The 22,844-nt window shown below is 48.6% G+C and carries 20 protein-coding genes and 1 riboswitch; of the genes, 10 read left to right on the plus strand and 10 right to left on the minus strand.

The features are described 5' to 3' along the window. The first annotated feature begins 145 nt into the window (after positions 1-145). Positions 146-237, plus strand: a riboswitch (glycine riboswitch). A gap of 263 nt (positions 238-500) precedes the next feature. The 3 genes from gcvT to gcvPB are packed head-to-tail and all read left to right on the plus strand — an operon-like array spanning position 501 to position 4,450. Then, a complete protein-coding gene (gene gcvT, locus AVZ68_RS04095) occupies positions 501-1,604 on the plus strand; it encodes a glycine cleavage system aminomethyltransferase GcvT (protein WP_059103258.1) in 1,104 nt (367 codons plus the stop codon). A gap of 24 nt (positions 1,605-1,628) precedes the next feature. Continuing rightward, positions 1,629-2,981 carry an aminomethyl-transferring glycine dehydrogenase subunit GcvPA gene (gcvPA, locus tag AVZ68_RS04100; RefSeq protein WP_059103259.1) on the plus strand — a complete coding sequence of 451 codons (1,353 nt, stop codon included), beginning with the start codon at positions 1,629-1,631 and terminating at the stop codon, positions 2,979-2,981. Continuing rightward, positions 2,978-4,450 carry an aminomethyl-transferring glycine dehydrogenase subunit GcvPB gene (gene gcvPB, locus AVZ68_RS04105; RefSeq protein WP_059103260.1) on the plus strand — a complete coding sequence of 491 codons (1,473 nt, stop codon included), beginning with the start codon at positions 2,978-2,980 and terminating at the stop codon, positions 4,448-4,450. The genes gcvPA and gcvPB overlap by 4 nt, the downstream gene beginning before the upstream one ends. 261 nt (positions 4,451-4,711) lie before the next feature. Here the strand turns inward: gcvPB and AVZ68_RS04110 are convergent, their stop codons facing one another. Further along, the gene (locus AVZ68_RS04110) at positions 4,712-5,098 is read right to left on the minus strand and encodes a rhodanese-like domain-containing protein (RefSeq protein WP_059103261.1); all 387 of its coding nucleotides are present in this window, start codon (positions 5,096-5,098) and stop codon (positions 4,712-4,714) included. 174 nt (positions 5,099-5,272) lie between these two features. Between AVZ68_RS04110 and AVZ68_RS04115 the strand changes: the two genes are divergently transcribed. After that, a complete protein-coding gene (locus AVZ68_RS04115; protein WP_059103262.1) occupies positions 5,273-6,106 on the plus strand; it encodes a lipoate--protein ligase family protein in 834 nt (277 codons plus the stop codon). A 148-nt stretch (positions 6,107-6,254) separates the two neighbouring features. Then, on the plus strand, positions 6,255-8,567 hold the full coding sequence (gene helD, locus AVZ68_RS04120) for an RNA polymerase recycling motor HelD (protein ID WP_059103263.1): 2,313 nt from the start codon (positions 6,255-6,257) through the stop codon (positions 8,565-8,567). A 351-nt stretch (positions 8,568-8,918) separates the two neighbouring features. On the opposite strand, the gene dat is transcribed toward helD, so the two are convergent. Next, positions 8,919-9,755 (minus strand): D-amino-acid transaminase, encoded by an 837-nt coding sequence (gene dat, locus AVZ68_RS04125; RefSeq protein ID WP_059103264.1) that lies wholly within the window; start codon positions 9,753-9,755, stop codon positions 8,919-8,921. A 288-nt stretch (positions 9,756-10,043) separates the two neighbouring features. Here dat and mntR point away from each other — a divergent pair, with 288 nt between their 5' ends. Continuing rightward, the gene (gene mntR / locus AVZ68_RS04130) at positions 10,044-10,475 is read left to right on the plus strand and encodes a transcriptional regulator MntR (protein ID WP_059103265.1); all 432 of its coding nucleotides are present in this window, start codon (positions 10,044-10,046) and stop codon (positions 10,473-10,475) included. Between the two features lie 80 nt (positions 10,476-10,555). On the opposite strand, the gene AVZ68_RS20115 is transcribed toward mntR, so the two are convergent. Next, positions 10,556-10,840, minus strand: a complete 285-nt coding sequence (locus tag AVZ68_RS20115; RefSeq protein WP_157404571.1) for a hypothetical protein — start codon at positions 10,838-10,840, stop codon at positions 10,556-10,558. Between AVZ68_RS20115 and AVZ68_RS04140 the strand changes: the two genes are divergently transcribed. After that, complete coding sequence (locus AVZ68_RS04140) at positions 10,829-11,326, plus strand: spore coat protein (protein WP_245628053.1); 498 nt, start codon at positions 10,829-10,831, stop codon at positions 11,324-11,326. The two genes, AVZ68_RS20115 and AVZ68_RS04140, sit on opposite strands and share 12 nt — an antisense overlap. A gap of 61 nt (positions 11,327-11,387) precedes the next feature. Here AVZ68_RS04140 and AVZ68_RS04145 read toward each other — a convergent pair whose 3' ends face one another. The 6 genes from AVZ68_RS04145 to putP form a co-directional block, all read right to left on the minus strand. Further along, positions 11,388-12,899 (minus strand): tripartite tricarboxylate transporter permease, encoded by a 1,512-nt coding sequence (locus AVZ68_RS04145; RefSeq protein ID WP_059103267.1) that lies wholly within the window; start codon positions 12,897-12,899, stop codon positions 11,388-11,390. Between the two features lie 19 nt (positions 12,900-12,918). Beyond that, positions 12,919-13,377, minus strand: coding sequence for a tripartite tricarboxylate transporter TctB family protein (locus tag AVZ68_RS04150; RefSeq protein WP_059103268.1), 459 nt, complete (start codon positions 13,375-13,377; stop codon positions 12,919-12,921). Positions 13,378-13,439: 62 nt separating this feature from the next. Then, the gene (locus tag AVZ68_RS04155) at positions 13,440-14,465 is read right to left on the minus strand and encodes a tripartite tricarboxylate transporter substrate binding protein (RefSeq protein ID WP_059103269.1); all 1,026 of its coding nucleotides are present in this window, start codon (positions 14,463-14,465) and stop codon (positions 13,440-13,442) included. Positions 14,466-14,631: 166 nt separating this feature from the next. Further along, complete coding sequence (locus tag AVZ68_RS04160; protein WP_059103270.1) at positions 14,632-15,330, minus strand: response regulator; 699 nt, start codon at positions 15,328-15,330, stop codon at positions 14,632-14,634. A gap of 12 nt (positions 15,331-15,342) precedes the next feature. Beyond that, complete coding sequence (locus AVZ68_RS04165) at positions 15,343-16,926, minus strand: ATP-binding protein (RefSeq protein ID WP_059103271.1); 1,584 nt, start codon at positions 16,924-16,926, stop codon at positions 15,343-15,345. Between the two features lie 231 nt (positions 16,927-17,157). Then, positions 17,158-18,657: a sodium/proline symporter PutP gene (putP, locus tag AVZ68_RS04170; RefSeq protein WP_059103272.1), complete on the minus strand. Its 1,500-nt coding sequence runs from the start codon at positions 18,655-18,657 to the stop codon at positions 17,158-17,160. 326 nt (positions 18,658-18,983) lie between these two features. On the opposite strand from putP, the gene AVZ68_RS04175 reads away from it, so the two are divergent. Next, entirely contained in the window at positions 18,984-19,880 is an 897-nt protein-coding gene (locus tag AVZ68_RS04175) for a patatin-like phospholipase family protein (RefSeq protein ID WP_059103316.1), read from the plus strand. 572 nt (positions 19,881-20,452) lie between these two features. Here the strand turns inward: AVZ68_RS04175 and AVZ68_RS04185 are convergent. Next, on the minus strand, positions 20,453-20,854 hold the full coding sequence (locus AVZ68_RS04185; protein WP_059103274.1) for a hypothetical protein: 402 nt from the start codon (positions 20,852-20,854) through the stop codon (positions 20,453-20,455). Between the two features lie 325 nt (positions 20,855-21,179). Between AVZ68_RS04185 and AVZ68_RS04190 the strand changes: the two genes are divergently transcribed. Next, positions 21,180-21,665 (plus strand): YqhR family membrane protein, encoded by a 486-nt coding sequence (locus tag AVZ68_RS04190; protein WP_059103275.1) that lies wholly within the window; start codon positions 21,180-21,182, stop codon positions 21,663-21,665. Between the two features lie 79 nt (positions 21,666-21,744). Next, the gene (locus tag AVZ68_RS04195; protein WP_059103276.1) at positions 21,745-22,815 is read left to right on the plus strand and encodes a M24 family metallopeptidase; all 1,071 of its coding nucleotides are present in this window, start codon (positions 21,745-21,747) and stop codon (positions 22,813-22,815) included. The last annotated feature ends 29 nt before the right edge of the window (positions 22,816-22,844 follow it).

Genomic DNA, 22,844 nt, shown 5'->3' on the forward strand with positions numbered 1-22,844 from the left:
TTTTTCAGATGAATACATGTATTTTAAAAAAATGAGTTGCCAACCTTGCTCGGCATTGGTAGGATTAGAAGTATCCAAGGCTTTGCAGTCTTATAGGGTAGTATGCCGGGCAAATGGAAAAACTATGTACATAAAATAGTGGCGGATGAGAGTAAAGGGAGAGACTGCGCCTGTCGCGCAGCGCCGAAGGAGCAAGCGAAAGCGAATCTCTCAGGCAAAGAAGACTTTTACTTGACGCAACTCTGGAGAGTGCTTGCAAGGCAGGCCACCTACGAAGACAATCCGGCGCGAAAGCGTTTGGGGAAACTTTCTGGTTCAAGGACAGAGCAGACACAGATGTGTTTGCTCTGTCCTTTTTTGATAAAAAAAGTGGAGGCGGGTCGAACAGAAGCGAGAATTTTGGAGACCTGACAAAAGAAATTCCGATCTTGGCTAACGCTTGCCAGGGCGAAAATCTCGAGCTTTTACCCGCCGCAACTGGATTATGAGGAGGAATGAAAATGACTGCGTTAAAACGAACACCGCTTTTTCCCGAGTATGCGAAGGCGGGCAAGGCAAAGACCGTCGATTTTGGTGGGTGGGAGTTGCCTGTGTCCTTTTCTAGCATTAAAGAAGAACATGAGGCTGTACGAACGGCGGCAGGTCTATTTGATGTGTCTCATATGGGCGAGCTAGAAGTGGAGGGTAGCGACGCGCTTGCCAATTTACAGAAGCTTCTTACGAACGACCTTTCAAAAATCGGTGATCAGCAGGCGCAGTATAACACGATGTGCACCGAATCAGGAGGAACCGTGGACGACCTGATCGTGTATCGTCGTGATGAGAATCGCTATCTGCTCGTGTTAAACGCTGCCAATATTGAGAGTGACATTGCTTGGATTAGCGAACATGTGGAGGGCGATGTGAACCTTCGCAATATTTCCGAAGAAACAGCCCTGCTCGCGGTACAGGGACCGAAAGCAGTTGAGGTCTTGCAAAAGCTGACTTCTAGCGACCTGGATGCCATTCGTCCGTTCCGCTTTTCAGAGGGCGTGGAAATCGCTGGAGTACCCGTTTTTGCTTCGCGCACGGGGTATACGGGGGAAGATGGATTTGAGCTGTATGTCGGGGCCGAGCAAGCGCCGGTCGTATGGAACGCTGTGCTTGAAGCGGGTGAGGAACATGGACTCCTTCTGTGCGGGCTTGGGGCGAGGGATACGCTTCGCTTCGAAGCACGACTGCCTTTGTACGGCCAGGAGTTGACGAGGGAGATTAGCCCGCTTGAGGCCGGGATCGGGTTCGCTGTGAAAGTAAACAAAGAGGTCCCGTTTATTGGCCAAGAGGTTTTGAAGGAACAAAAGGAAGGGGGGCTGGCCCGTAAGCTCGTAGGTCTGAAGATGACCGGCCGCGGCATTCCACGCACAGGCTATAAAGTATTTGCCGGAGAAACGGAAGTCGGTTTTGTGACGACCGGAACGCAGTCGCCCACTCTCGGTTTAAACGTTGGGCTGGCAATTGTGGAGGCGAACCAAGCAGTTCTTGAGAATCATCTGGACGTGGAGATTCGCGGCAAGCGCGTCGAAGCCGTTGTCGTTAAGACCCCGTTTTATAAACGAGAAAAGTAGAGAGAACCAGCAGGAGGTGCAGCAATGACAACCAATAACCGCTATTTGCCGATGACAAATGCCGATGAGCGTGAGATGCTCGATCTCATCGGAGTGTCGTCGATTGACGACTTATTTGCTGATATTCCGGAGTCGATTCGCTACAATAAGTCATTACAGATTGAGAAGGCCCTTAAAGAGCCGGAGCTTGTCTCGTTTTTTCAAAAGCTAGCCAACGAAAATGTCTCCGTAAAAGACTACCCATCTTTTTTAGGGGCTGGGGTCTACGAACACTACATTCCATCGATAGTGGACCACGTCATTTCTCGCTCGGAATTCTACACGGCTTACACTCCGTATCAACCAGAGATTTCGCAGGGGGAGCTTCAAGCGATTTTTGAGTTTCAATCGATGATCTGTGAGTTGACGGGAATGGACATCGCCAACTCCTCGATGTACGACGGACCGACCGCGTTATCGGAGGCGGCGATGCTCTCTTGCGGGCATACGAAAAAGAAAACGATTCTCGTATCCAAAGCAGTGCACCCTGAAGCCCGTGCGGTTCTCGCGACCAACGCATACGGACAAGGGTTCAATGTAGTGGAAATTGATGCGGCGAATGGCACGACGGACGTGGAAGACTTAGAAGCGAATTACGGCGATGACACAGCTTGTGTGATTGTCCAGCATCCAAACTTCTTTGGCAGCCTTGAGCCGCTTGCGGAAATTGAAGCCATTGCACATCAGGGCAAAGCCCAGTTTGTTGTTTCAAGCAATCCACTTGCGCTCGGACTGCTAAAGCCACCAGGTGCGTTCGGCGCCGACATTGTTATAGGCGACGCCCAGCCGTTTGGCATCTCAACACAGTTTGGCGGCCCGCACTGTGGTTATTTTGCAACCACGAAAAAGCTGATGCGCAAAACCCCTGGTCGCCTTGTTGGTCAGACGGTTGATGAAAACGGCGATCGCGGCTTTGTCCTCACGCTGCAAGCACGTGAACAGCATATCCGTCGCGACAAAGCAACATCCAACATCTGTTCCAACCAGGCGCTCAATGCGCTTGCTGCCTCCGTGGCGATGACGGCTCTTGGCAAGCAAGGGGTGAAGGAAATGGCGACGCAGAATGTGCAAAAAGCGACCTATTTGAAACAGGCGCTCAAGCAAAACGGTGTCGCACTTGTTCATGAAGCCTCCACGTTTAACGAGTTTGTCGTTCAAATGAATGATGAAGTGGCAACCGTGAATAAAAAGCTGTTTGAAAAAGGCTTTATCGGCGGTTATGACCTTGGCAAGGATGACACGGAGCGCAAAGGCCAAATGCTTCTAGCCGTAACAGAGCTGCGGACGAAAAATGAACTCGATCGATTTGCACAAGAATTGGGGGCGATTGTTGTATGAAGGCGAACCAGATGTCACTTATTTTTGAGCGAAGCAAGCAGGATCGCGTAGGACACAGCCTGCCAGAACTAGACATTCCAGAAACTGACGTAAGTGAAGTGATTCCAGCAGAGTTCATGCGCGAGGAAGCACCTGATCTACCGGAAGTTTCTGAGCTGCAAATCATGAGACACTACACGGCGCTCTCCAAACGAAACCATGGGGTGGACTCTGGTTTTTACCCGCTCGGTTCCTGCACGATGAAATACAACCCGAAAATCAATGAGGACGTTGCTCGCATCCCGGGGCTTGCCCACGTGCATCCGTACCAACCGGTGGAACAAGTACAAGGTTCTTTGCGCCTCATGTACAATTTGCAAACGTCCCTTGCTGAAATTACGGGCATGGATGAAGTGACGCTTCAGCCAGCCGCCGGCGCGCACGGGGAGTGGACCGGACTGATGATGATTCGCGCCTATCACGAAGCAAATGGAGAGGCAGAGCGGACAAAAGTCATTGTGCCCGACTCGGCTCACGGCACCAATCCGGCCTCTGCAACGGTCGCTGGTTTTGAAGCGGTGACGGTCAAAACGAATGAGCATGGGCTTGTTGATTTGGATCATCTTCGCGAAGTCGTGGGCGAAGACACAGCGGCGCTAATGCTGACCAACCCGAATACGCTTGGTTTGTTTGAAACGCACATCCAAGAAATGGCTGAGATCATTCATAGTGCCGGTGGGAAGCTGTACTATGACGGAGCCAACTCGAATGCAATTCTTGGCATTGCCAGGCCGGGAGACATGGGCTTTGACGTCGTCCATTTGAACCTCCATAAGACGTTCACCGGTCCACATGGCGGGGGCGGACCAGGATCAGGCCCTGTCGGCGTGAAAAAAGAACTAAGCCGGTTCTTGCCAAAGCCAATTCTTGTGAAAGACGGGGAGGCGTTTCGCTTTGATCACGACCGTCCAGATTCCATCGGTCGCGTCAAGCCATATTACGGCAATTATGGCATCAATGTTCGCGCCTATACGTACATCCGCACGATGGGGCCAGAAGGTCTGCGTCAAGTCTCAGAATTCGCCGTGTTGAACGCCAACTACATGATGCGTCGTCTTGAGCCGCATTTTGACTTGCCGTACACGCAGCACTGCCAACACGAATTTGTGATTTCCGGCAAACGCCAGAAAAAACTCGGCGTGCGTACGCTTGATGTCGCCAAGCGCCTGCTTGACTTTGGCTATCATCCGCCGACGATTTACTTCCCGCTCAACGTGGAAGAATGCATGATGATTGAGCCAACGGAAACGGAATCCAAAGAAACGCTTGATGAGTTTATCGACGCGATGATTCAAATTGCGCGCGAGGCCGAAGAAGAGCCAGAAGTCGTGCAGGAAGCGCCGCACCACACGGTCATCGGTCGCTTGGACGAAACGCTCGCTGCGCGGAAACCGGTGCTGCGGTATCAAAAAGAAACAGCGACTGTTTAAAGGGAGGATGAAGCCGCTTGAGATTAAACGCTCGAGCGGTTTTTTGCATGTGCTTGGTAGGGGAGCGTGGATGTGCGTGAGAAGGGCACGAATGTGAGAGAGAAGAGCGCGGATGCGAGAGGGAATGTGCGTGAGCGAAATCCGTGTGTGAGGATAAAGCCTATATAGTTCAGCACAACAAGGGCTGGAGCAACGTTAAGTAAGCCACTACCACTTGCTCCGTCCCAAAGAAAACACGCCCGCCTCACGCGAGCGTGTTTTCTATTTTTTCTTCTTAACCTTGCCCGTCCACTTTCGGAAACCGCCTTTGAGGTAGTATAGGTTTTTCACGCCTCGCTTTTTCTTAAGGAGTCTGGCCGCCTGCTTGCTGCGCGTGCTGTTTTGATCGTAGAGGTAGACGGCTTGGTCGGTGCGAACCTCGTTCATGCGCTGTTTGAGCTGGGACATCGGGATGTTCCGAGCGCCGAGAATGTGACCACCGTCGAATTCCTTTGTTTCGCGAACGTCTATCAGTTGAACTTTGCGGTATCCTTTAATGAATTCTTCTTGAGTAAGTGCTGTTAAGTAGCTAGGTGTCTTTAATCTCGTTATCATAAAAATAGTGAGTAAAACGGTGAGTATGAGCAAAATGATCATTTGTGTTTCCATAATAGCCGTGGTTCTCCCCTTTGCAATATCAAGTTCCACTCCTCATTATAGCTAGTCTGACACGGTTTCGCAATGTTGTTCCAGAGAAGAATCTTCTTTTTTGGCATCGCCCGTCGAGGTTTGCTACACTAGAATAGAAGGTAGCATACATAGAGCAGAAAGAAGAGATGTACGATGACGGAGGTATGGCGATTTATTGATTCAGGCAAGCGTTCACCATCCTACAATATGGCCTTGGACGAGGCGCTGCTGCAGTGGCACAGTGAAGGCAAAATCCCCCCAACAATTCGCTTCTATGGCTGGGAGCCTGCGACGCTGTCGGTTGGGTATTTCCAGCGAGTCGAAAAAGAGATCAACTTGGAAGCGGTGAAGGAATATGGCCTTGGGTTTGTCAGACGACCAACAGGCGGGCGTGGAGTTCTGCATGAGCATGAACTGACCTATAGCGTCATAGTCTCGGAAGAACATTCGGGTATGCCTACGTCGGTGACAGAGGCGTACCGGGTAATTTCTGAGGGGTTGCTTGAAGGGTTTAGAGCGGTCGGGCTGGATGCCTCTTTCTCGATTCCTTCAACAGAAAAAGAAAAGGAGGCGCTAAAAAATCCTCGCTCTTCGGTTTGTTTTGATGCCCCGTCGTGGTATGAACTCGTGGTCGAGGGCCGGAAAGTGGCAGGAAGTGCGCAAACGAGACAAAAAGGCGTGATTTTGCAACATGGCTCGATTTTGCTTGATATGGAAGAAGATAAACTCTTTGACCTTTTTAACTATAAAAACGAACGCTTGCGTGAGCGGATGCAGCGGCAGTTCTCAAAAAAAGCCGTAGCTATTAACGCGTTAAGGGAGACGCCTATTGACTTAAACGAGGCGAGCGCAGCCTTTAAAAAAGGCTTTGAGAAAGGTCTTGGAATAACGCTTGAGCTTTACGAGTTGAGCGCGGAAGAAGAAGAGTCCGTCCTTTCGATTGCCAAAAATCGCTACGAAACCGACGAGTGGAACTATCGCCGCTAAACCGCTGCCTACCAGTAGAGCAGCGGTTTTTCTCGGCTGTTGAATGCTTGTGCCTCTGTTTAGAAATATGCTATGATAAAACTTGAATTGGATAAATGGTATATTATGTTAATTGTAAAGAGCACTATGAGAAAGGGCGTGTTGGCCCATGTCCACGAACAATGACTGGATGTACGAACAAGAACGAGCGGCCTTTATTCATGCCTATATCCGCACGAAACAAGCATTGCTGCGTGAAAAGGCAGAAGGGGTTTCGTCTGACGAAATGGAGTTAAAGGAAACGTTTTGGGAGAATGTGACCGTAAACCTCTCGAACACAGAGGACGCGGCAGAGACCATTTCCAGCATCAAGCAGCAGGCGGAGCTCCTCAATGAACGAGAACGAAGTGGAGAACTGGTGAAACGACATATGAAGACGCTGCGTCGCTTAGCGGAGTCCCCGTATTTTGGACGCATTGACTTGATCGAAGAAGGCGAAACAAAAGCCGAGCCGATTTATATTGGTCTTGCTTCGCTTATGGATGAAACCGAAAATGAATTTTATATCTATGACTGGCGGGCGCCGATCTCGAGCGTCTACTATGACTTCGGTCCGGGGGACGTGCACTACGAGGCTCCTGCAGGGGTTGTCCACGCAATGCTTGAAAACAAGCGTCAGTATGTATTCCGGCGCGGAGCGCTGAAGACAATGTTCGATACGGCGATTACGATCGGCGACGAGCGCTTGAAAGAAGCGCTCAGCCACCAGGCGAATACACAGATGAAGACGATTGTGTCAACCATTCAAAAGGAACAAAACACGGCAATTCGGGATCACAAGAGCCGTTTTCTCGTTGTTCAAGGGGTGGCAGGGAGCGGAAAAACCTCGGTCGCGATGCAGCGCGCTGCCTACTTGCTCTATAAGCACCGCAACTCGATTCATGCGAACCAGCTTGTTCTTTTCTCGCCCAACCAGCTATTTGCAAGCTATGTCTCAACAGTCCTGCCGGAGCTCGGAGAAGAAAACATGGCGCAAATGACGTTTCGCACTTATGTATACAAGCGTCTAGGCAAGCGGTTTGAGGTCGAGAACGGCTTTGAACAGCTGGAGTATGTGCTTGGTGCGAAGGAAGACAGCGCCTACACGATTAGACTGGTGGGAATAAGGGAGAAGGCCGGGCTTTCGTTTAAGGACAGACTTGATGCGTATGTTGATCAACTGGAAGGAGATGGATTTTCGTTTCACGACGTGACCTTCCGTGGGCGCGTGCTCGTCTCCAAAAGCGATCTGCAGACGTATTTTTATTGTTTGAATCAAGACAATCCTATTCAAAACCGTCTTCGGCAGACAGCGGAGTGGCTATTAAAGGAGCTAGCGAAGGAGGAAGGGCGAGAGCGTTCCAGTGAGTGGGTCGAGCAAGAACGAGAACTTGTTGATAAGGAAACGCTGCTCAAGATTCATCATGAAATTCAGCAAGCGTATCCGAACGAGGATGTGTTTGCAGAGGAGGAAAAACAGCATAAGCGGCTCGCTCGGTATTTGACGGCAGAAGCGTTTAAGCCTCTCAAGAAGTGGGTCAAAACGTACGGCTTTGTTGATGATCAGCAAATGTATGAGGCGTTTTTGTTTGCGGACGTCCATGGGAACGTGGAGCATTGGGGTGCCATCGCCCTTTGGACAAAGGACCAGCTCGACCACGGAGTTTTGCCGTACGAAGATGCCACGCCCTATATGTATTTGCAGGACCGCTTGAAAGGACTACGCGTCGATCGTTCGATCAGGCATGTGTTTATCGATGAAGCGCAGGACTACTCCTCTTTTCAATTGGCTTTCATGCAGCGACTCTATCCAGCTGCCCGCTTTACGATTGTCGGGGATAGAAGTCAGGCACTATTTACACATGCAACCAGTCAAGGGGTCTTGCAGCAGCTGGGCGAGCAGGAGGATGTGCGGCTGCTTCGTTTTTCAAAAAGCTACCGCTCCACAGAGCCGATTATGCGATTTGCTCGAGAGCTTCTACCAAACCCGGCAGATGTCCAGCCTTTTGAGCGGGAGGGGACAAAACCGACGCTTAACGTGGTAGCTTCAAAAGAAGCGCTTGTCACGCCAGTGAAGGACCAGCTCCAAGCGTTCGCGGATGAAGAGATCGCGACTGTTGCGGTCATTACGAAAACCGCAAGGGAGGCGGCAGATGCTCATGCACGCTTGAGTGAATGGTTTGATATTCAGCTACTCAAACAGGATGATCACGAGTATGCAAGAGGATTGGTGATATTGCCGGTTTATCTGGCGAAAGGCATCGAGTTCGATGCTGTCATCGTCTACGATGCTTCCGATGGAGTGTATGGGGCAGAGCAGGAACGATTCCATCTTTACACCGCATGTACACGAGCGATGCACAAGCTTGCGGTCTTTTCGATTGGACAGCCGTCTCGGTGGGTGGAAGCTGTGCCTGGAGAGCTGTACACGAAGGGTAGTTAGCTCAACTTTCGGACACGTAAAATACAACTCATTCCCTGATACAAAGGAACTAAGGCCACTGACGCTGTCGGAGGAATCCGAACAAGCAGTGATAATCCGGACCAAACGAGAGGGTCAACTATGTTTTTAAACTCCGAAAGTTGAGGTAGTTAAGAGGGACGCGACACACTTTACAAGCAGGAGCGGAGAAATCATAAGCTGAAGGTGCGTCCCCACCTCCACACACCTTTATGGATAAAAAAGCCATTTTTAGTCCTCACTTTAACAGTTAAAAGAACCTCAAAACAAGCGATCCCGTACCACTTTTAAAGTGATACAGGATTTTTAGAAAAAGCTCTTTCCTTTCCCTCTTTACTTCGGAATCAGGGAAGCAAAAGCTTCCTGTAGCTCGCGTGTGACAGTGCCAATAGAAAGACTGGCTTCCACCTGACCTTTAAAGGTAGTGATAGGCGTCACTTCAATTGACGTGCTCGTAACAAAGGCTTCGTCTGCTTGGGCGAGCACTTCTTTTGGAAAAGGCTCTTCGACAACTTGAAGATCGAGTTTCTTTGCGAGTTCAATCACTTGCTGGCGGGTGATGCCATTTAATATAAGATGGTTTGCAGGATGCGTGTAAAGCGTGCGGTCGTTAACAAGGAAAAGGTTTGAGGAGGAGCCCTCAGTCACGATGCCGTCACGGTGCATGATCGCTTCTCCGCACTCATGATCGCTCGCTTCTCGTTTGGCCATGACGTTGCCGAGCAAGTTGATGCTTTTGATGTCGCAGCGGAGCCAGCGAATGTCATCGGTAACGTAGGCGGAAATGCCCTGTTTCTGGTCTTCCACCGGCGGTTTTGCTGGAAGAGTGAACCCGGTGAGGATCGGCTTTTCGCCGCGTTGGTACAAGTGGTTTCGCGGAGTAGCTCCACGGGTTAGCTGCATATAAATCGCCCCATCATGTAAGGCTTCCTTTTTCACGAGCTCGGTGCTCAAGTTCACTAATTTTTCCTGGGTAAAAGGGATATCCATATCAAGCTTCGCAGCGCTAGAAAACAAGCGCTCAAGGTGAGCGTCCATCGCAAAAAAAGATCCGTTGTAAAGCCGTACGACTTCGTAGATGCCGTCTCCAAAGTGATAGCCTCGGTCCATTAGCTGGATCTTGACCTCCTCTTCAGGAACGATGTGATCGTCTAAAATAGCATATTTCATTTTTCTAAGCCCCCGCTCCTATTCGTCATACGTTGCTTCTCTCTTCTTATTTTCCAGAAAAAGCCCTCGTCTGTCAATCAGAAAAAGAGCGATTCATCCTCTCTTAGTTTGAGTTGTCCTGTCGTTTCATCTCTAAAAAAACCTTCATGTTCAAGGGGTTAACGCAAGTCATATTTGCGGTGTCCTTCCTACTTGTTTTATAGTAAACTAGGGAGGACGACTTCGCGGACGCGGCAAGTCCGTATGATGCGCGTCTGTTGTACTGTTTTGTTCAAGGGGAGGGAGTCTATGCCGACACCAAGCATGGAAGATTATTTGGAACGCATATATATGTTGATTGAAGAGAAAGGCTACGCCCGCGTCTCGGATATCGCCGATGGACTGGAGGTACATCCCTCATCCGTCACAAAAATGGTGCAAAAGCTAGATAAAAGCGAGTACCTTGTGTATGAACGGTATCGTGGCCTTGTGCTTACAGCAAAAGGAAACAAAATCGGGAAGCGTCTGGTGTATCGCCACGAACTGCTTGAAGACTTCATGAAGCTCATTGGTGTCGCTGACGACCATATTTATCAAGATGTAGAGGGAATCGAACATCATATTAGCTGGGATGCGATTGATCGTATTGGCGATCTCGTTCAATACTTTCAAGAAAACAGCGAGCGTGTAAAAGCACTGCGCGAGGTTCAGCAAAAAAACGAAATGGATGAAAAGGAGTAGTGCGTCCCGGTGGACGTGCTATTTTTTGTGTCTAGCTCCGGCGTCGCCCCGATAAAAGAAATCCCGAATTTGGATTTCTTTTATCGGGTCTCCAAAATTCTCGCTTCTGGTGCGACCCGCCTGCGCTTTTCGGATTGTCTAGCTCCGGCTGCCCACTCGCTCGAGGTTTCTTCAGACCGCCAGATCAAGCCAAAAAGCGGCCTGATACTGCCGTTCTTCCAGAACTTGTCGCTCGTAAGCAGGGCGCCTACGCATCTTGGTTGAGAACGAAATGTTTTTTCATAATCAATCGGTACAAGTACCCAATTCTCCTGCTGTGCATATAGTGGTTTGTAATTGAATGGAGAGATTAGATGTACCATCAACCTGTTATGCCTCGTCAACACCTTGCCTGGCACGAGACGTTGGAACTGCACGAATTAACGGCCTCCCAAGCCACTGTTTTAATGAAGTGTAAAGCCTCGGTACACAAGGTGCCTGATCGGACATTACAGACCATTTATCTGGAAACCATTCAGATGCTTGAGAAAAATCTCCAAGAGTTGCTGCCCTTTTTCTCACATGCTCCCAGAGGGGAACACGCCTCTCATGATTTAGATGCGGCCTTTTGGGCAAGTGATTTACTCGCTGCGGCTAAATCGGCGATGCGCAACTATGCGATTGCGATTACGGAAACAGCTACGCCTCAGTTACGGGAAGTGTTAAGCAAACAGCTTCATGGCGCAATTGAGTTGCATGCGATGATTTTTTATTACATGTGCGAGAACGATGATTATCCGGCGTATGACCTTGAAAAGCTACTGAAAAATGATGTGAAAAACGCACATAAAGCACTTCGGATGAGTTATTAAGTGAAAAAGGTCAAACCAACTCAGCATGCATTGCCGCACGCTGAGTTGTTTTATGAACACGTCAAGCTTTAAAGTGGTTTTCTGTATTTTCCTTTCTACGTTTGCGAGCGCTTTGCAGCAACGGAATAAAGAAAGATAGAACAGCTACCACTAACAGGGAGAGCGCGATCGGTTTTGTAAAGAGAATGCTAACATCGTTGCCTGAAATCGTCATCGCTTGCCTGAAGGACTGCTCCATCATTCCCCCAAGAATGAATGCGAGGATGAAAGGGGCCGCAGGAAAAGCGAACATTCTCATTAAGTACCCGATCACCCCGAACGCTAATAAGAGATACAGATCGAACACATTAAAGCTAATCGAGTACACACCAATGATGCAAAAAACGATCACCAGTGAGATCAGCATCGCACGCGGAATCGCCAAGATTTTCGCAATGTAGGGGATGAGGGGCAAATTCAAAACCAAAAGAAAAATATTGCCAACATACATGCTCATAATCACACCCCAAAAGAGGGTTGGATTTTCAGTCATGAGCAGCGGTCCGGGTTGCACATTGAGCACAAGTAAGGCACCGAGCATGACGGCGGTTGTTCCTGACCCTGGAATTCCTAAACTTAATAGCGGCACAAAGGATCCACTTGTCGCTGCATTGTTGGCGGCTTCGGGGGCAGTTAAGCCCTTGATCGAACCTTTGCCGAACTCTTCTGGATTTTTCGCCAATTTTCTTTCTGTTGTATAGCCGATGAAAGAGGCAATCGTAGCTCCTGCCCCCGGTAAAACCCCAAGAATGAAACCTAACACAGATTGTCGACTCATCGGTCCGGACATTTCTTTAATGTCTTTTTTCTTAAGTTTTAAACTACCAATGGTTTTATTATCAAAATCGGTTTTATTTCGATTAATAATAAGTGCACACACTTCCGCAAGGGCAAACAACCCGAGGGCGATGACAAGGAAATCAATCCCTTCTAACAGATTAGCATTGCCAAATGTGAAGCGAGTCGTTCCTGTTTGCGCATCAATCCCAATCGTGACGGTCATTATGCCAAGCAGTGCTGACATTAATGCTTTCATTGTCGAGCCCCGTGATAAGCTTGCGATCGCCGTTAACCCGAGGATCATCAAGGCAAAGTATTCAGGTGGACCAAAGACGATGGCGACACTCGATAGAACAGGGGCAAAGACCATTAGCAAAACGACACTAACGGTTCCCCCGAAGAAGCTCGCGATCGCAGCAATCGCGAGTGCTTTTCCTGCTTCTCCGCGCTTGGCCATCGGGTAGCCATCAAAGGAAGTAGCGACGGCTCCAGCCACACCTGGAGCGTTTAAGAGGATGGAAGAGGAAGAGCCACCAAAAATCGCTCCATAGTAGACGCCAGCCATCATCACAAGCGCGATGGTAGGGTCCATGTTATAGGTCAAAGGGATCATAATCGCGATCGCGCTGATTGGCCCGAGCCCAGGCATCATACCGATCAATGTTCCAATAAAAACGCCAATGAATACAAATAAAATCCCATCAAGACTGAGGGCCATTTGCAAGCCGCTTAATATTCCGTTAAAATCAATCATTGTTCAAGCAACCTCCTTTCTAAAAAGGCAAAATTCCTGTTGGCAGTCGAATGCTTAGAAGCTGCGTGAAGAGGATGTAAAGTGATAGTGGTACAGAAATTGAAACGATCGCGTTTCTGAGTAATTTCTTGTAACCAAGCACCCATGTGCATAGGAAAATAAAAGCAATCGATGTCAAAAGGAAACCGAGAATTTCCAGTAAAAAAATATACAGGAAGGTCATCACGAGCACGCCAAGAATAAGGGGCCAATCGTGTTTGGCCTCCGTTCGTTTCTCCCGTTCTTCCTCGCTTTCCTGAACAGGCATAAAGAAGTAAATGACCGACAGAATCATGAGCAAAGCTCCCGTAATTTTAGGAATCGTGTCCGCATCGATGACGGTGTTCATGAAACTTGGCAATTGAAAAGCCAAGTAGAGGTAAAAGCCTGCAAGCGCTATAAGAACAAGGCTTACCTTGCGATGGATAGGCTGAAGCATAGTCGTTCTCCCTTCCCCGTATTAAGAGAAGTCGTGTTCAGGTAAGAACACGACTTCTACGCTTATTCTCCGTAAAGATCCAGTTCCTCAAGCAATGCTTGCATTTCTGCATTTTGTTCCGCGAGAAAATCACTGTATTCTTCGCCACTCATGAAGTAAGGTTCCCAGGAGTAGTTCTCGCGCATTTCACCCCACTCATCCGACTCGTGTAATTCTTTGAATTTTTCTTCGTAATAAGCAACTTGTTCGTCTGTCATCCCGGGCGGCCCGAAGAAACCGCGCCAGTTAATAAAGGTTTCATCAATTCCCTGTTCGATTGCTGTAGGGAAGTCCTCGACGACTTCGCCTTCCAAACGTTCTTCTGCCGTAATCCCAAGCACTCGAACCTCGCCAGCGCGCACTTGTTCAATCGTTTCCGTTACCCCTGTGGAGTACACTTGCACGCTGCCATTTAGCAAATTCGTCATCGCACTCCCATCTTGAGCCGATACATATTGGATCGACCTCGGATCGACGCCAGCTGCTTTGGCGATATTCACGAATTGAACGTGGTCCATGCTTCCCGGGGCGGATTCCCCAACAACTGAAATCTCTCCTGGGTTTTCTTTCAGGTCTTCAAAGAGTTCATCTAAGCTTTCCCATGGGGCATCATCGCGAACAGCAAAGGCCCCAAAATCGGCAATCATATTAGCAAGTGGCGTAAAGTCTTCATAACCGTACTCGGACTGACCGTTTAACGGAATTAACAGCAGAGGAGGGGAAGCGACAAACATGTAGTGCGGGTCTTCGGCTTGCCCTGCAATATAAGACCACCCCACGGCACCACCTCCGCCTTCGCGGTTAATGACGCCAATGCCTTCATCAATAATGCCGGTCTCTCCAAATACTTGGGCAGCCATCCGGGCCGTCGTGTCCCAGCCACCACCTGCCCCTGCTGGTGCGACAATCTCAAGATTCCCTTCTGGCTCCCAGGCTTCGGTTTCCCCGTCCCCGTCGTTGTCTGCTGTTGTCTCCTCGGCTTCATTTCCGCAAGCGCTTACAATGGATAGTAAGAATAGCCCAAGCAATGTAAAGCGTAGTGATTTCATGGATCATTTCCCCCTTTTGTATAATGAGTTGATCATAAGCGAGAAGGACCCTCTTTGTAACCGTTTTCCCTATACTTTCTATTAAATTCTATAAGAGTCTTTTTTGTTCATATTGTTCACGGAGGGAAGTAGGGACAAAAAGAACCCCCTATATACGTAGAGAGTTCTAGTCTGCTATAAAATACTTGCGTTCCGGCCGACCGACGATCCCGTAGATCGGTCTTGCTACGGCTTGTTTTGTGGAGATCAGGTATTCTAAATAACGGCGAGCCGTCGAACGTGAAGCGCCAAGCTGATCTCCCAATTCGCTGGTCGTTAACCCGTCGTGTGCGCTCAAAATAGTCATGACCATTTTCAGCGAGAGTTCATCAATCCCTTTCGGAAGGAGGGACTGATTCGCTGCCGGTGGCTTGTCCTCTGTTTGGACAGGTGGGGCCTGAGCTCTTGTCAAACGATCGATCGCCGTTTGCGTAAAGGAGGTCGTTTGTGACAGTTGTTCATGGTAGGAAGCATAATCGCGCAATGTTTGTTCCAGACGCTGGAAAGAGTCGGTTTTGAGAATATAATCAAAGACCCCATACCTCAGCGATTGTTTGATATGCGCTTCATTCGTGGAGGCGGAGATCATGATAATGTCAGTAGATGGGTGGTGTTCGCGAATGTAACTGAATAAATTCGTGCCAAAATCATCAGGCATATAAATATCTAAAAGGATCAAGTGGACGTCTTTTTTCTCTAACAGCTCTATTGTGTCTTTTGCTGAGGAAGCTTTTCCCACACAGAAAAAAGGTTCGATGCGATTGACCACATCTTCATGGAGGCCTGCAATTCGGAAATCATCCTCAGTAACACAAACGTTAATCATTGGCTAATCACCTCATTTAGAGTCTAAGGATTTTGGTAAGTAAATCACAAACAATGCCCCACCGTCGGAAAGGCTATGACATTCCATCATTCCTTCCAGAGGCGTAAGAAGCTCATCGATGATCGCTAACCCATACCCTCGCTTCCCTTTGCCAGACTTCGTCGTAAAGCCTTTTTGTTTGAGTGTGCTCAAATCTGCAGGCAGCCCAGGCCCGTTATCACTCACTTCAAAGACAATGTCATCTCCCAAGTCGGTGACGAAGAACGTGACGCTCGGATGCGGCGTGTAGGAAGAAGCTTCTAATGCATTATCGAGGACGTTGCCGAGAATGGAAATTAACTGAGTTTGTCCCATATGGTTGGGCAACACGTCAAGTTGGCTGCCTGGATCGATTTGAAAATGGACTTTAAGCTCAGAAGCTTTGCCGAACTTGCCCATCAGAATGGCCTGAACGGTCATATCTTTTATATTTTTTGTAAGGGCAACGTCCTCATCCTTTTGGCGATTCGTTTCTTCGGAAATGAGCGCCATCGCTTCTTTGATACGGTTCATATACAAATAGCCGGAGATGGCATAAAGTTTATTCGTATATTCATGGTTTTGGGAGCGAAGATCGTCCGAGTACTTTTTAATATCAGACAGTGTATTCGCCATTTCAATGAGGTCTGTTTTGTCACGGAAGCTACAAACAACGCCGACAATTTCGTTCTGTTGCAAGATCGGTTGCCGGTTGACGATATAGATACGTCCGCGCATTTGGAATTCTTGATCATATTCAGGCTGCCCGTGTTTTAGCACCCGTGGAACCAATGTGTCAGTGACAATCTCCTTGATAGGGGTTCCTTCTCGGAAATCGTCAATTCCGAGCATTTCACGGGCGGAATCATTGAGCATCGTCACCTTCCCTTTGGCATCGACAGCAATTATGCCTTCGCGAATCGCTTTAAGCGTCGATTGACGCAGCTGAAAAAGGGACGCAATTTCATGGGGTTCCAGCCCGTACATATCTTTACGAATGCTCTTGGAAAGCAGAATACTTCCAACGATACCAAGCCCAATGACGCCTGCCGTCATGGAAGCAAGCATGAAAAAGCGTTGCATAATCTCTGAACGAATATCTTGAATTAGAAAACCAACGGACACAATCCCAATAATATTTCCCTCTTCGTCACGAATGGCCGTTTTCCCGCGCAGCGATTCCCCACGCGAACCCTTCGCCTCGGAAATATACGCTTCCCCCTCAACGAGCGCCTGATCGTTATCGCCCCCGACCATTGATTCTCCAATTTTCCAAGTATCTGGGTGGGCATAACGAACGCCCTCGGCGTCGCCAATCACAACGAACTCAGCACCGGTATCTTTGCGTACCCTTTCTGCATAAGGTTGTAAAATAGACGTAGGATCCTCTGATTGGAAAGCATTCACAATTGTGGGGGAGCCAGCGATATGAACAGCCGTGCTAAGAGCAAGGTTTCCAAGGTTATCGTAAATATCCTGTGATTCAAGGTAGGCAAAGATCGTAGCGAGTAGAAGAGTGACGAAAGAAATCAGCCCTGCTACAAGCGCAATGATTTTCGTTTGAATCGATATTTTCACAGCGATCCCCCTTAGCATAAATGGTTAGCGCAACGAGTGGAAGCGCATTCAACCTTCCTCTATCTTACATACTTTTTCATCAGAGGTCACCCCTAATAGGCTTCTCGTTCGCATCTATGAAAGGAAAAAGATAACAGTAGTTCGAGGGCACTCTCTCAAAGATAGGGCTGCCCCTTTAAGTCAAAAAGTAATGACTCAGGGACAGCCCTATAACCAACAACGCCTCTCTAATTAAGACTCAGACTCCAATTTCTTCTCAAAGGCCCGAAATCCTTCTTCGACATTCGGATCCTTCTTTGTCAGCAAGCTAACAACAACGATCGCAATCACACTCAACAAAAAGCCCGGTACTAGCTCATAGATCCGTTCAGGCATACCAAAAACTGCGTACAAGTTGGTGTTCGACCAAACGATGACCACGGATGCGCCGACAATCATGCCTGCGAGGGCGCCCCATTTTGTGATGCCCTTCCAGTAAACGCTTATGAGGATGACTGGTCCAAAGGCAGCACCAAAGCCGGCCCACGCGTAACTGACAAGCTCAAGAATCGTGTCGTTTTGATTCCAAGCGCCCAAGAGCGCAATAATCGCAATAATGAGCACCGCCAATCGTCCGATAAAAACAAGTTCTTTTTCTGAAGGTGCGCGTTTCAAAACGGTCTTGTAGATATCCTCTGTTAACGAGCTCGACGTGACGAGAAGCTGAGAGGAAATGGTGCTCATCACAGCTGCCAATATCGCTGAGAAAATAAAGCCGGTAATGAAAGGATGAAAGAGAATATTCCCTAGTTCCACAAAAACGGTTTCCGGATCATCCAGCGCAACTCCTTGACTTGAAAAATAGGCGCGCCCAACAAGACCTGTTAACATGGCCCCGATAATCGAGAGTATCATCCAACCAATTCCAATCCGGCGTGCCGATTTTGTCTCTTTCGCAGACTTAATCGCCATAAAGCGGACAATAATATGCGGCTGACCAAAGTAGCCTAGTCCCCAGGCAAGCATTCCGATAATGCCAATGACGGTGGTGCCTCGGAAAACATCGAGTAGGAGTGGATCAATATCCCTAATTTGATCAAACGCATTGGTTGCGCCCCCAACGTCAGTAAACGCAATAATGGGCACAAAGATGAGTGCGACCATCATGATCGTTCCTTGAACGACATCCGTCCAGCTTACGGCTAAGAAGCCGCCAAACAATGTGTAGGCGATGGTCACACCAGCGATGACCCAAAGTCCGGTTGTATAGTCCATGCCGAGGACACTTTGAAAGACCACACCCCCTGACACCATTCCCGCTGAGACATAGAGTGTAAAGAATACGAGAATGATGATACTAGAGAAAAAGCGAAGGAGTTTTGTGCGATCGTAGAACCGGTTTTCTAGAAAGGTTGGGATGGTGATCGAATTCTTGGCCGTCTCCGTGTACGTACGAAGACGCGGGGCCAAGAAAAGCCAGTTTAAGTAAGCCCCTAGAGTGAGTCCAAGTGCCAGCCACCCTGCACTCAACCCGGAGCCATACATCTCACCTGGCAAGGCAAGCATTAACCAACCACTCATATCGGAAGCGCCGGCACTTAAAGCCGCAACGGTCGGAGAAAGTTCACGACCACCAAGCATGTAGTCGGAATGGGTTGCCGTTTTCTTGTAGCCATACCAGCCGATGAAAAGCATAATAAGCAAATAAACAATAATAGATAAAATAAGAGAAATGGAAATGGGTATCGACATCCTTTCTGTTTAAAACTATGATTTTTCTCGGTAAATATTCTCCGTTCATCCACTCCTGTTTGGCACATTTGAACATCATAACGAAAGATTGACGATCCTGCAACATGAATTCAGACATTGTTTGGAGGTTTCTTACAGTATCTCCCTAAAGTTCACCAAAGGTAGCTGTCGTCCGTGCCCTGTTCGGAAAGTCGTCTGCTACGAAGGAACGGCGCATGAGCGTTGCTCTCTCAAGCGAAGACTGAAAAATCGTTATAGAAACCTAAGGAAACAAGTTGCGATTTTCTCTCCCTCCACATAGTTTTTAAGAGGGGGTGAGAAAGATGGTGAACGTCGATGCAGTATTTGCTGGGGGCGGCGTAAAGGCTTTTGCGTTTGTTGGTGCCATCGAAGTGGCAGAATCGAAAGGCCTGAAGTTCCAGCGAATTGCCGGCACGAGCGCGGGTTCAATCATCGCCGCCTTTTTGATGGCTGGTTATACAGGCAAAGAGCTTCGCGAGCTGCTCGATGAGTTAAATGTGGAGCAGATGAAGGATGAGCGTTTCTCGGCACTGCCTTTTCCTGTGACCAAATGGATTAATCTTTATTTTAGACAAGGGCTTTACAAGGGGGATGCCCTTGAAGAATGGTTGAAGGAGCGATTAGCGGCGAAAGGGGTGAGGACGTTTGGCGATTTGCCTGAAGGCTCATTGCGTGTGGTGGTCTCGGATCTGACACAAGGCAAGATGGTTGTTCTTCCCGATGATTTAAAAAGCTACGGCATTGCCGCAAGAAACTTTTCAGTCGCTCGTGCGATCCGCATGAGCTGTGGCATTCCTTTCTTTTATGAACCGGTGAAGCTCTACAATAAAGCGATGAGCCGTCATCCCTCTTATATCGTCGACGGGGCGTTGCTGAGCAATTTTCCAATGTGGCTGTTCAAGGATGGAAGGCGTGGCGGCTGGCCTAGGCCGGTGATTGGTTTTCAACTTTCCCCTCAGGATGAGGTACGTCCAAAAAGCGAAATGAAAAATGCGATCGATATGTACAAAGCCGTGTTTGGTACCATGACCAGTGCCCACGATAAGCGCTACATCAGCGAAGAGCACGCAAAAAATATTGTCTTTATCCCGATAAAAGAAGTGAAAGCCACTAATTTTGAGATCTCAGAAGAGGAGAAGGAAGAGTTGATTCTTCTCGGAAGCGAAAAGACGAAGAAATTCATGAAAACTTGGTCGCTTTAAATTAAATGGAAAAGGCACAGAGAAATTACCGCCTGGACAAAGACTCATCGCGTGAGGGCATTGAAGAGTCTTTTTGTCTAGCTCCGGCGCCCACTCGCTCGAGGTTTCTTCAGACCGCCAGATCAAGCCAAAAAGGCGGACTTGATACTGCCGTTCTTCCAGAACTTGTCGCTCGTGAGCAGGGCGCCTCCGCTTTTCATGTCTAGCTCCGGCGGGTAGAAGCTCGGGATTTTTCAGTCCTGCCCTGAAACCCAAGATCGGGATTTCTAGGTCAGGCCTTCCAAAATCCTCGCTTCTGGGCGACCCGCCTTTGCTTTTCGGTATTGTCTAGCTTCGGCGCCCACTCGCTCGAGGTTTCTTCAGACCGACAGATCAAGCCAAAAGGCGGGCTTGATACTGCCGTTCTTCCAGAACTTGTCGCTCGTGAGCAGGGCGCCTCCGCTTTTCTTGTCTAGCTTCGGCGGGTAGAAGCGTCGAGATTTTTCGCCCCGATAACGAAATCCAAGACCGGGGTTTCTTTTATCGGGTCTCCAAAAATTCTCGCTCCTGACCAACCCGCCTCCGCTTTCGGGCTAAGCCCGCTTCTTGTTCTTTGACTTCTGTTTACTTTTGCTCCCTTCAATGACCGTCAGCTGCGGTCCAGAGCGACGTTTTGGGGCTTTTTTTAGTCCTCTACTGTTGCGAATGGCTTGTTTGCTAGGACCACTCAAGGCACCAGACTTTTGCTTCACGCCTCTTTTGGTCGTACTTGTATGTTTCGCTCGGCGAAGTTGTTCTCTAGAAGGCCCGCTTCTCTTAGGAAGAAAGGGGGCGCCGTATTTCTTGGAAACGTAAAAGCGGTAAGCAAAAAAGATCAAGGCCCCGATAAACACAAGGAACAACAGTCTCTGAAAGAATAACGCTGGGTTTCCAGCAATGCCGATGATCGCTAAAACAATCACGGTCGGAACCGCCCACCTCATAAAGTTTGGCATGCAAAGACACCTCCAAGAAATTTTTAAAGCAATCTTTAGCTCGTCTTTTGCGTCGTGTATTTCAAGTCGAAGAAGCCTTTCAAACGAAGCGATCGCCATTTCGATAGTGGAACACGCGACGGAACATTGGCGTGTGCGAACTCGCGTGTAGATACGTTAGTAGCAGTATAAGTTTTATCGATTCTTCAAGCAAGTTTTGCTGGAGCTGGCCCGCTGTATATCTAGAGTCGATGTACTATTTATATTCTATATCAGTTAACGAAAACCTCTTAAGCGAGCATAAAAACACCAAGGGCGCGGACACACTAGCATGAGGAGGTGCAAAATGGCGGATCAAAAGTATTCAAATCGAGACATTAAACAGCAGAAGCAAATGAATTTTCCAATAAAAGTGGCCTTAATCGGCTTTTTTGGTGGATTGTTCTGGTCGTTGATTGGCTACTTCTCGTATTATTTCAGCTTTACAAAAATCGGTCCAGCATTCGTCCTAATGCCGTGGGCACTTGGGGAGTGGAAAACGGGACATCTCGGCCAAGTGTTAGGGGTTCTTGTCCTCGCCATTCTTTCCATAGCGGTTGCCTTCTTATACAAATTCTGCTTCCAGAAAATCAATAGCATGTGGGTAGGGGTAGGGGTTGGCATCTTGTTGTGGATCATTGTCTTTTATATTATTAACCCGTTTGTGCCACAGCTTAAACCTGTTCAAAGCTATGACTGGCATACGTTGGTGACGTCTCTGTGCCTCTACGTGCTTTATGGGCTATTTATCGGCTACTCCATTTCTTATGAATATGCGGAACAGAAGTATTAAATGTAGCGCGAGAAGCAGCAATACCAAAACTATGCTACAATTTCCCTATCCGTTCGTTTTATGAAAGGGGAGATGGAGAGTGAGCAAATTAACAGCACTACGAAAACGATTCAGCGAGCAGGGCATTGACAGTCTCCTGGTCGCAAGTGGGGTTAACCGCCAGTATTTGAGTGGATTCACGGGCTCGTCAGGGGCGCTGCTCATCACGGAGATGGAAGCGATTTTTATCACTGATTTTCGCTACACAGAACAAGCCGCTTCTGAAGTGAAGGAATTCATAATTGTGAAGCAAGAAGGAACGCTTGCAGACGAAGTAGCCAAACAGGCAAAGAACCTGGATGTATCCAAACTTGGATTTGAAAAAGCGCAGCTTACATATGCCGACTACGACCAGTATAAAGGCTTACTGCCGGGGATGGACTTTGTGCCGGTAACTCAAATGGTGGAATCTCTTCGCCTTGTAAAAACAAAAGAGGAGCTTTCGGTCATGCAGAAAGCGGCTGACATTGCGGATAACGCATTTGCTCACATTCAATCGGTGATTCGACCAGGCATCGCCGAGCTGGATGTGGCGAACGAGCTCGAATTTTTTATGCGCAAACAGGGGGCAGCCAGCTCTTCGTTCGATATTATCGTTGCCTCAGGCTACCGCTCAGCGCTCCCACATGGCACAGCCTCAGAGAAAAAGATTGAATCCGGGGAGCTCGTCACGCTCGACTTCGGGGCTTACTACAACGGGTACTGCTCTGACATTACGCGTACGCTTGCCGTGGGAGAGATTTCAGGGGACCTGCATACGATCTATGAAACCGTTCGCGTCGCTCAGGAGCTTGGGATGAACGGGATCAAACCAGGAATGACCGGGAAAGAAGCCGATGCCTTGACAAGGGATTATATCCGTGAGAAAGGCTATGGCAACTATTTTGGCCACTCCACTGGACACGGTCTCGGGATGGAAGTTCACGAGGGGCCGGGGCTTTCTGTGAAGTCGGAGGTTGTTTTGGAACCGGGGATGGTCGTAACAGTAGAACCCGGAATTTACATACCTGGTGTCGGCGGGACGCGAATTGAAGACGACATTGTGATTACGGAAGAAGGCATTCGTTCTCTTACTCATTCAACGAAGGAGCTCCTACACGTCGGAAAATGAATAAGACATCGCGTGGGAGCTATGGTATA

Origin of the sequence: Shouchella shacheensis (assembly GCF_001484965.1) — a bacterium.
In the GTDB taxonomy this organism is placed as follows: domain Bacteria; phylum Bacillota; class Bacilli; order Bacillales; family Bacillaceae_D; genus Shouchella; species Shouchella shacheensis.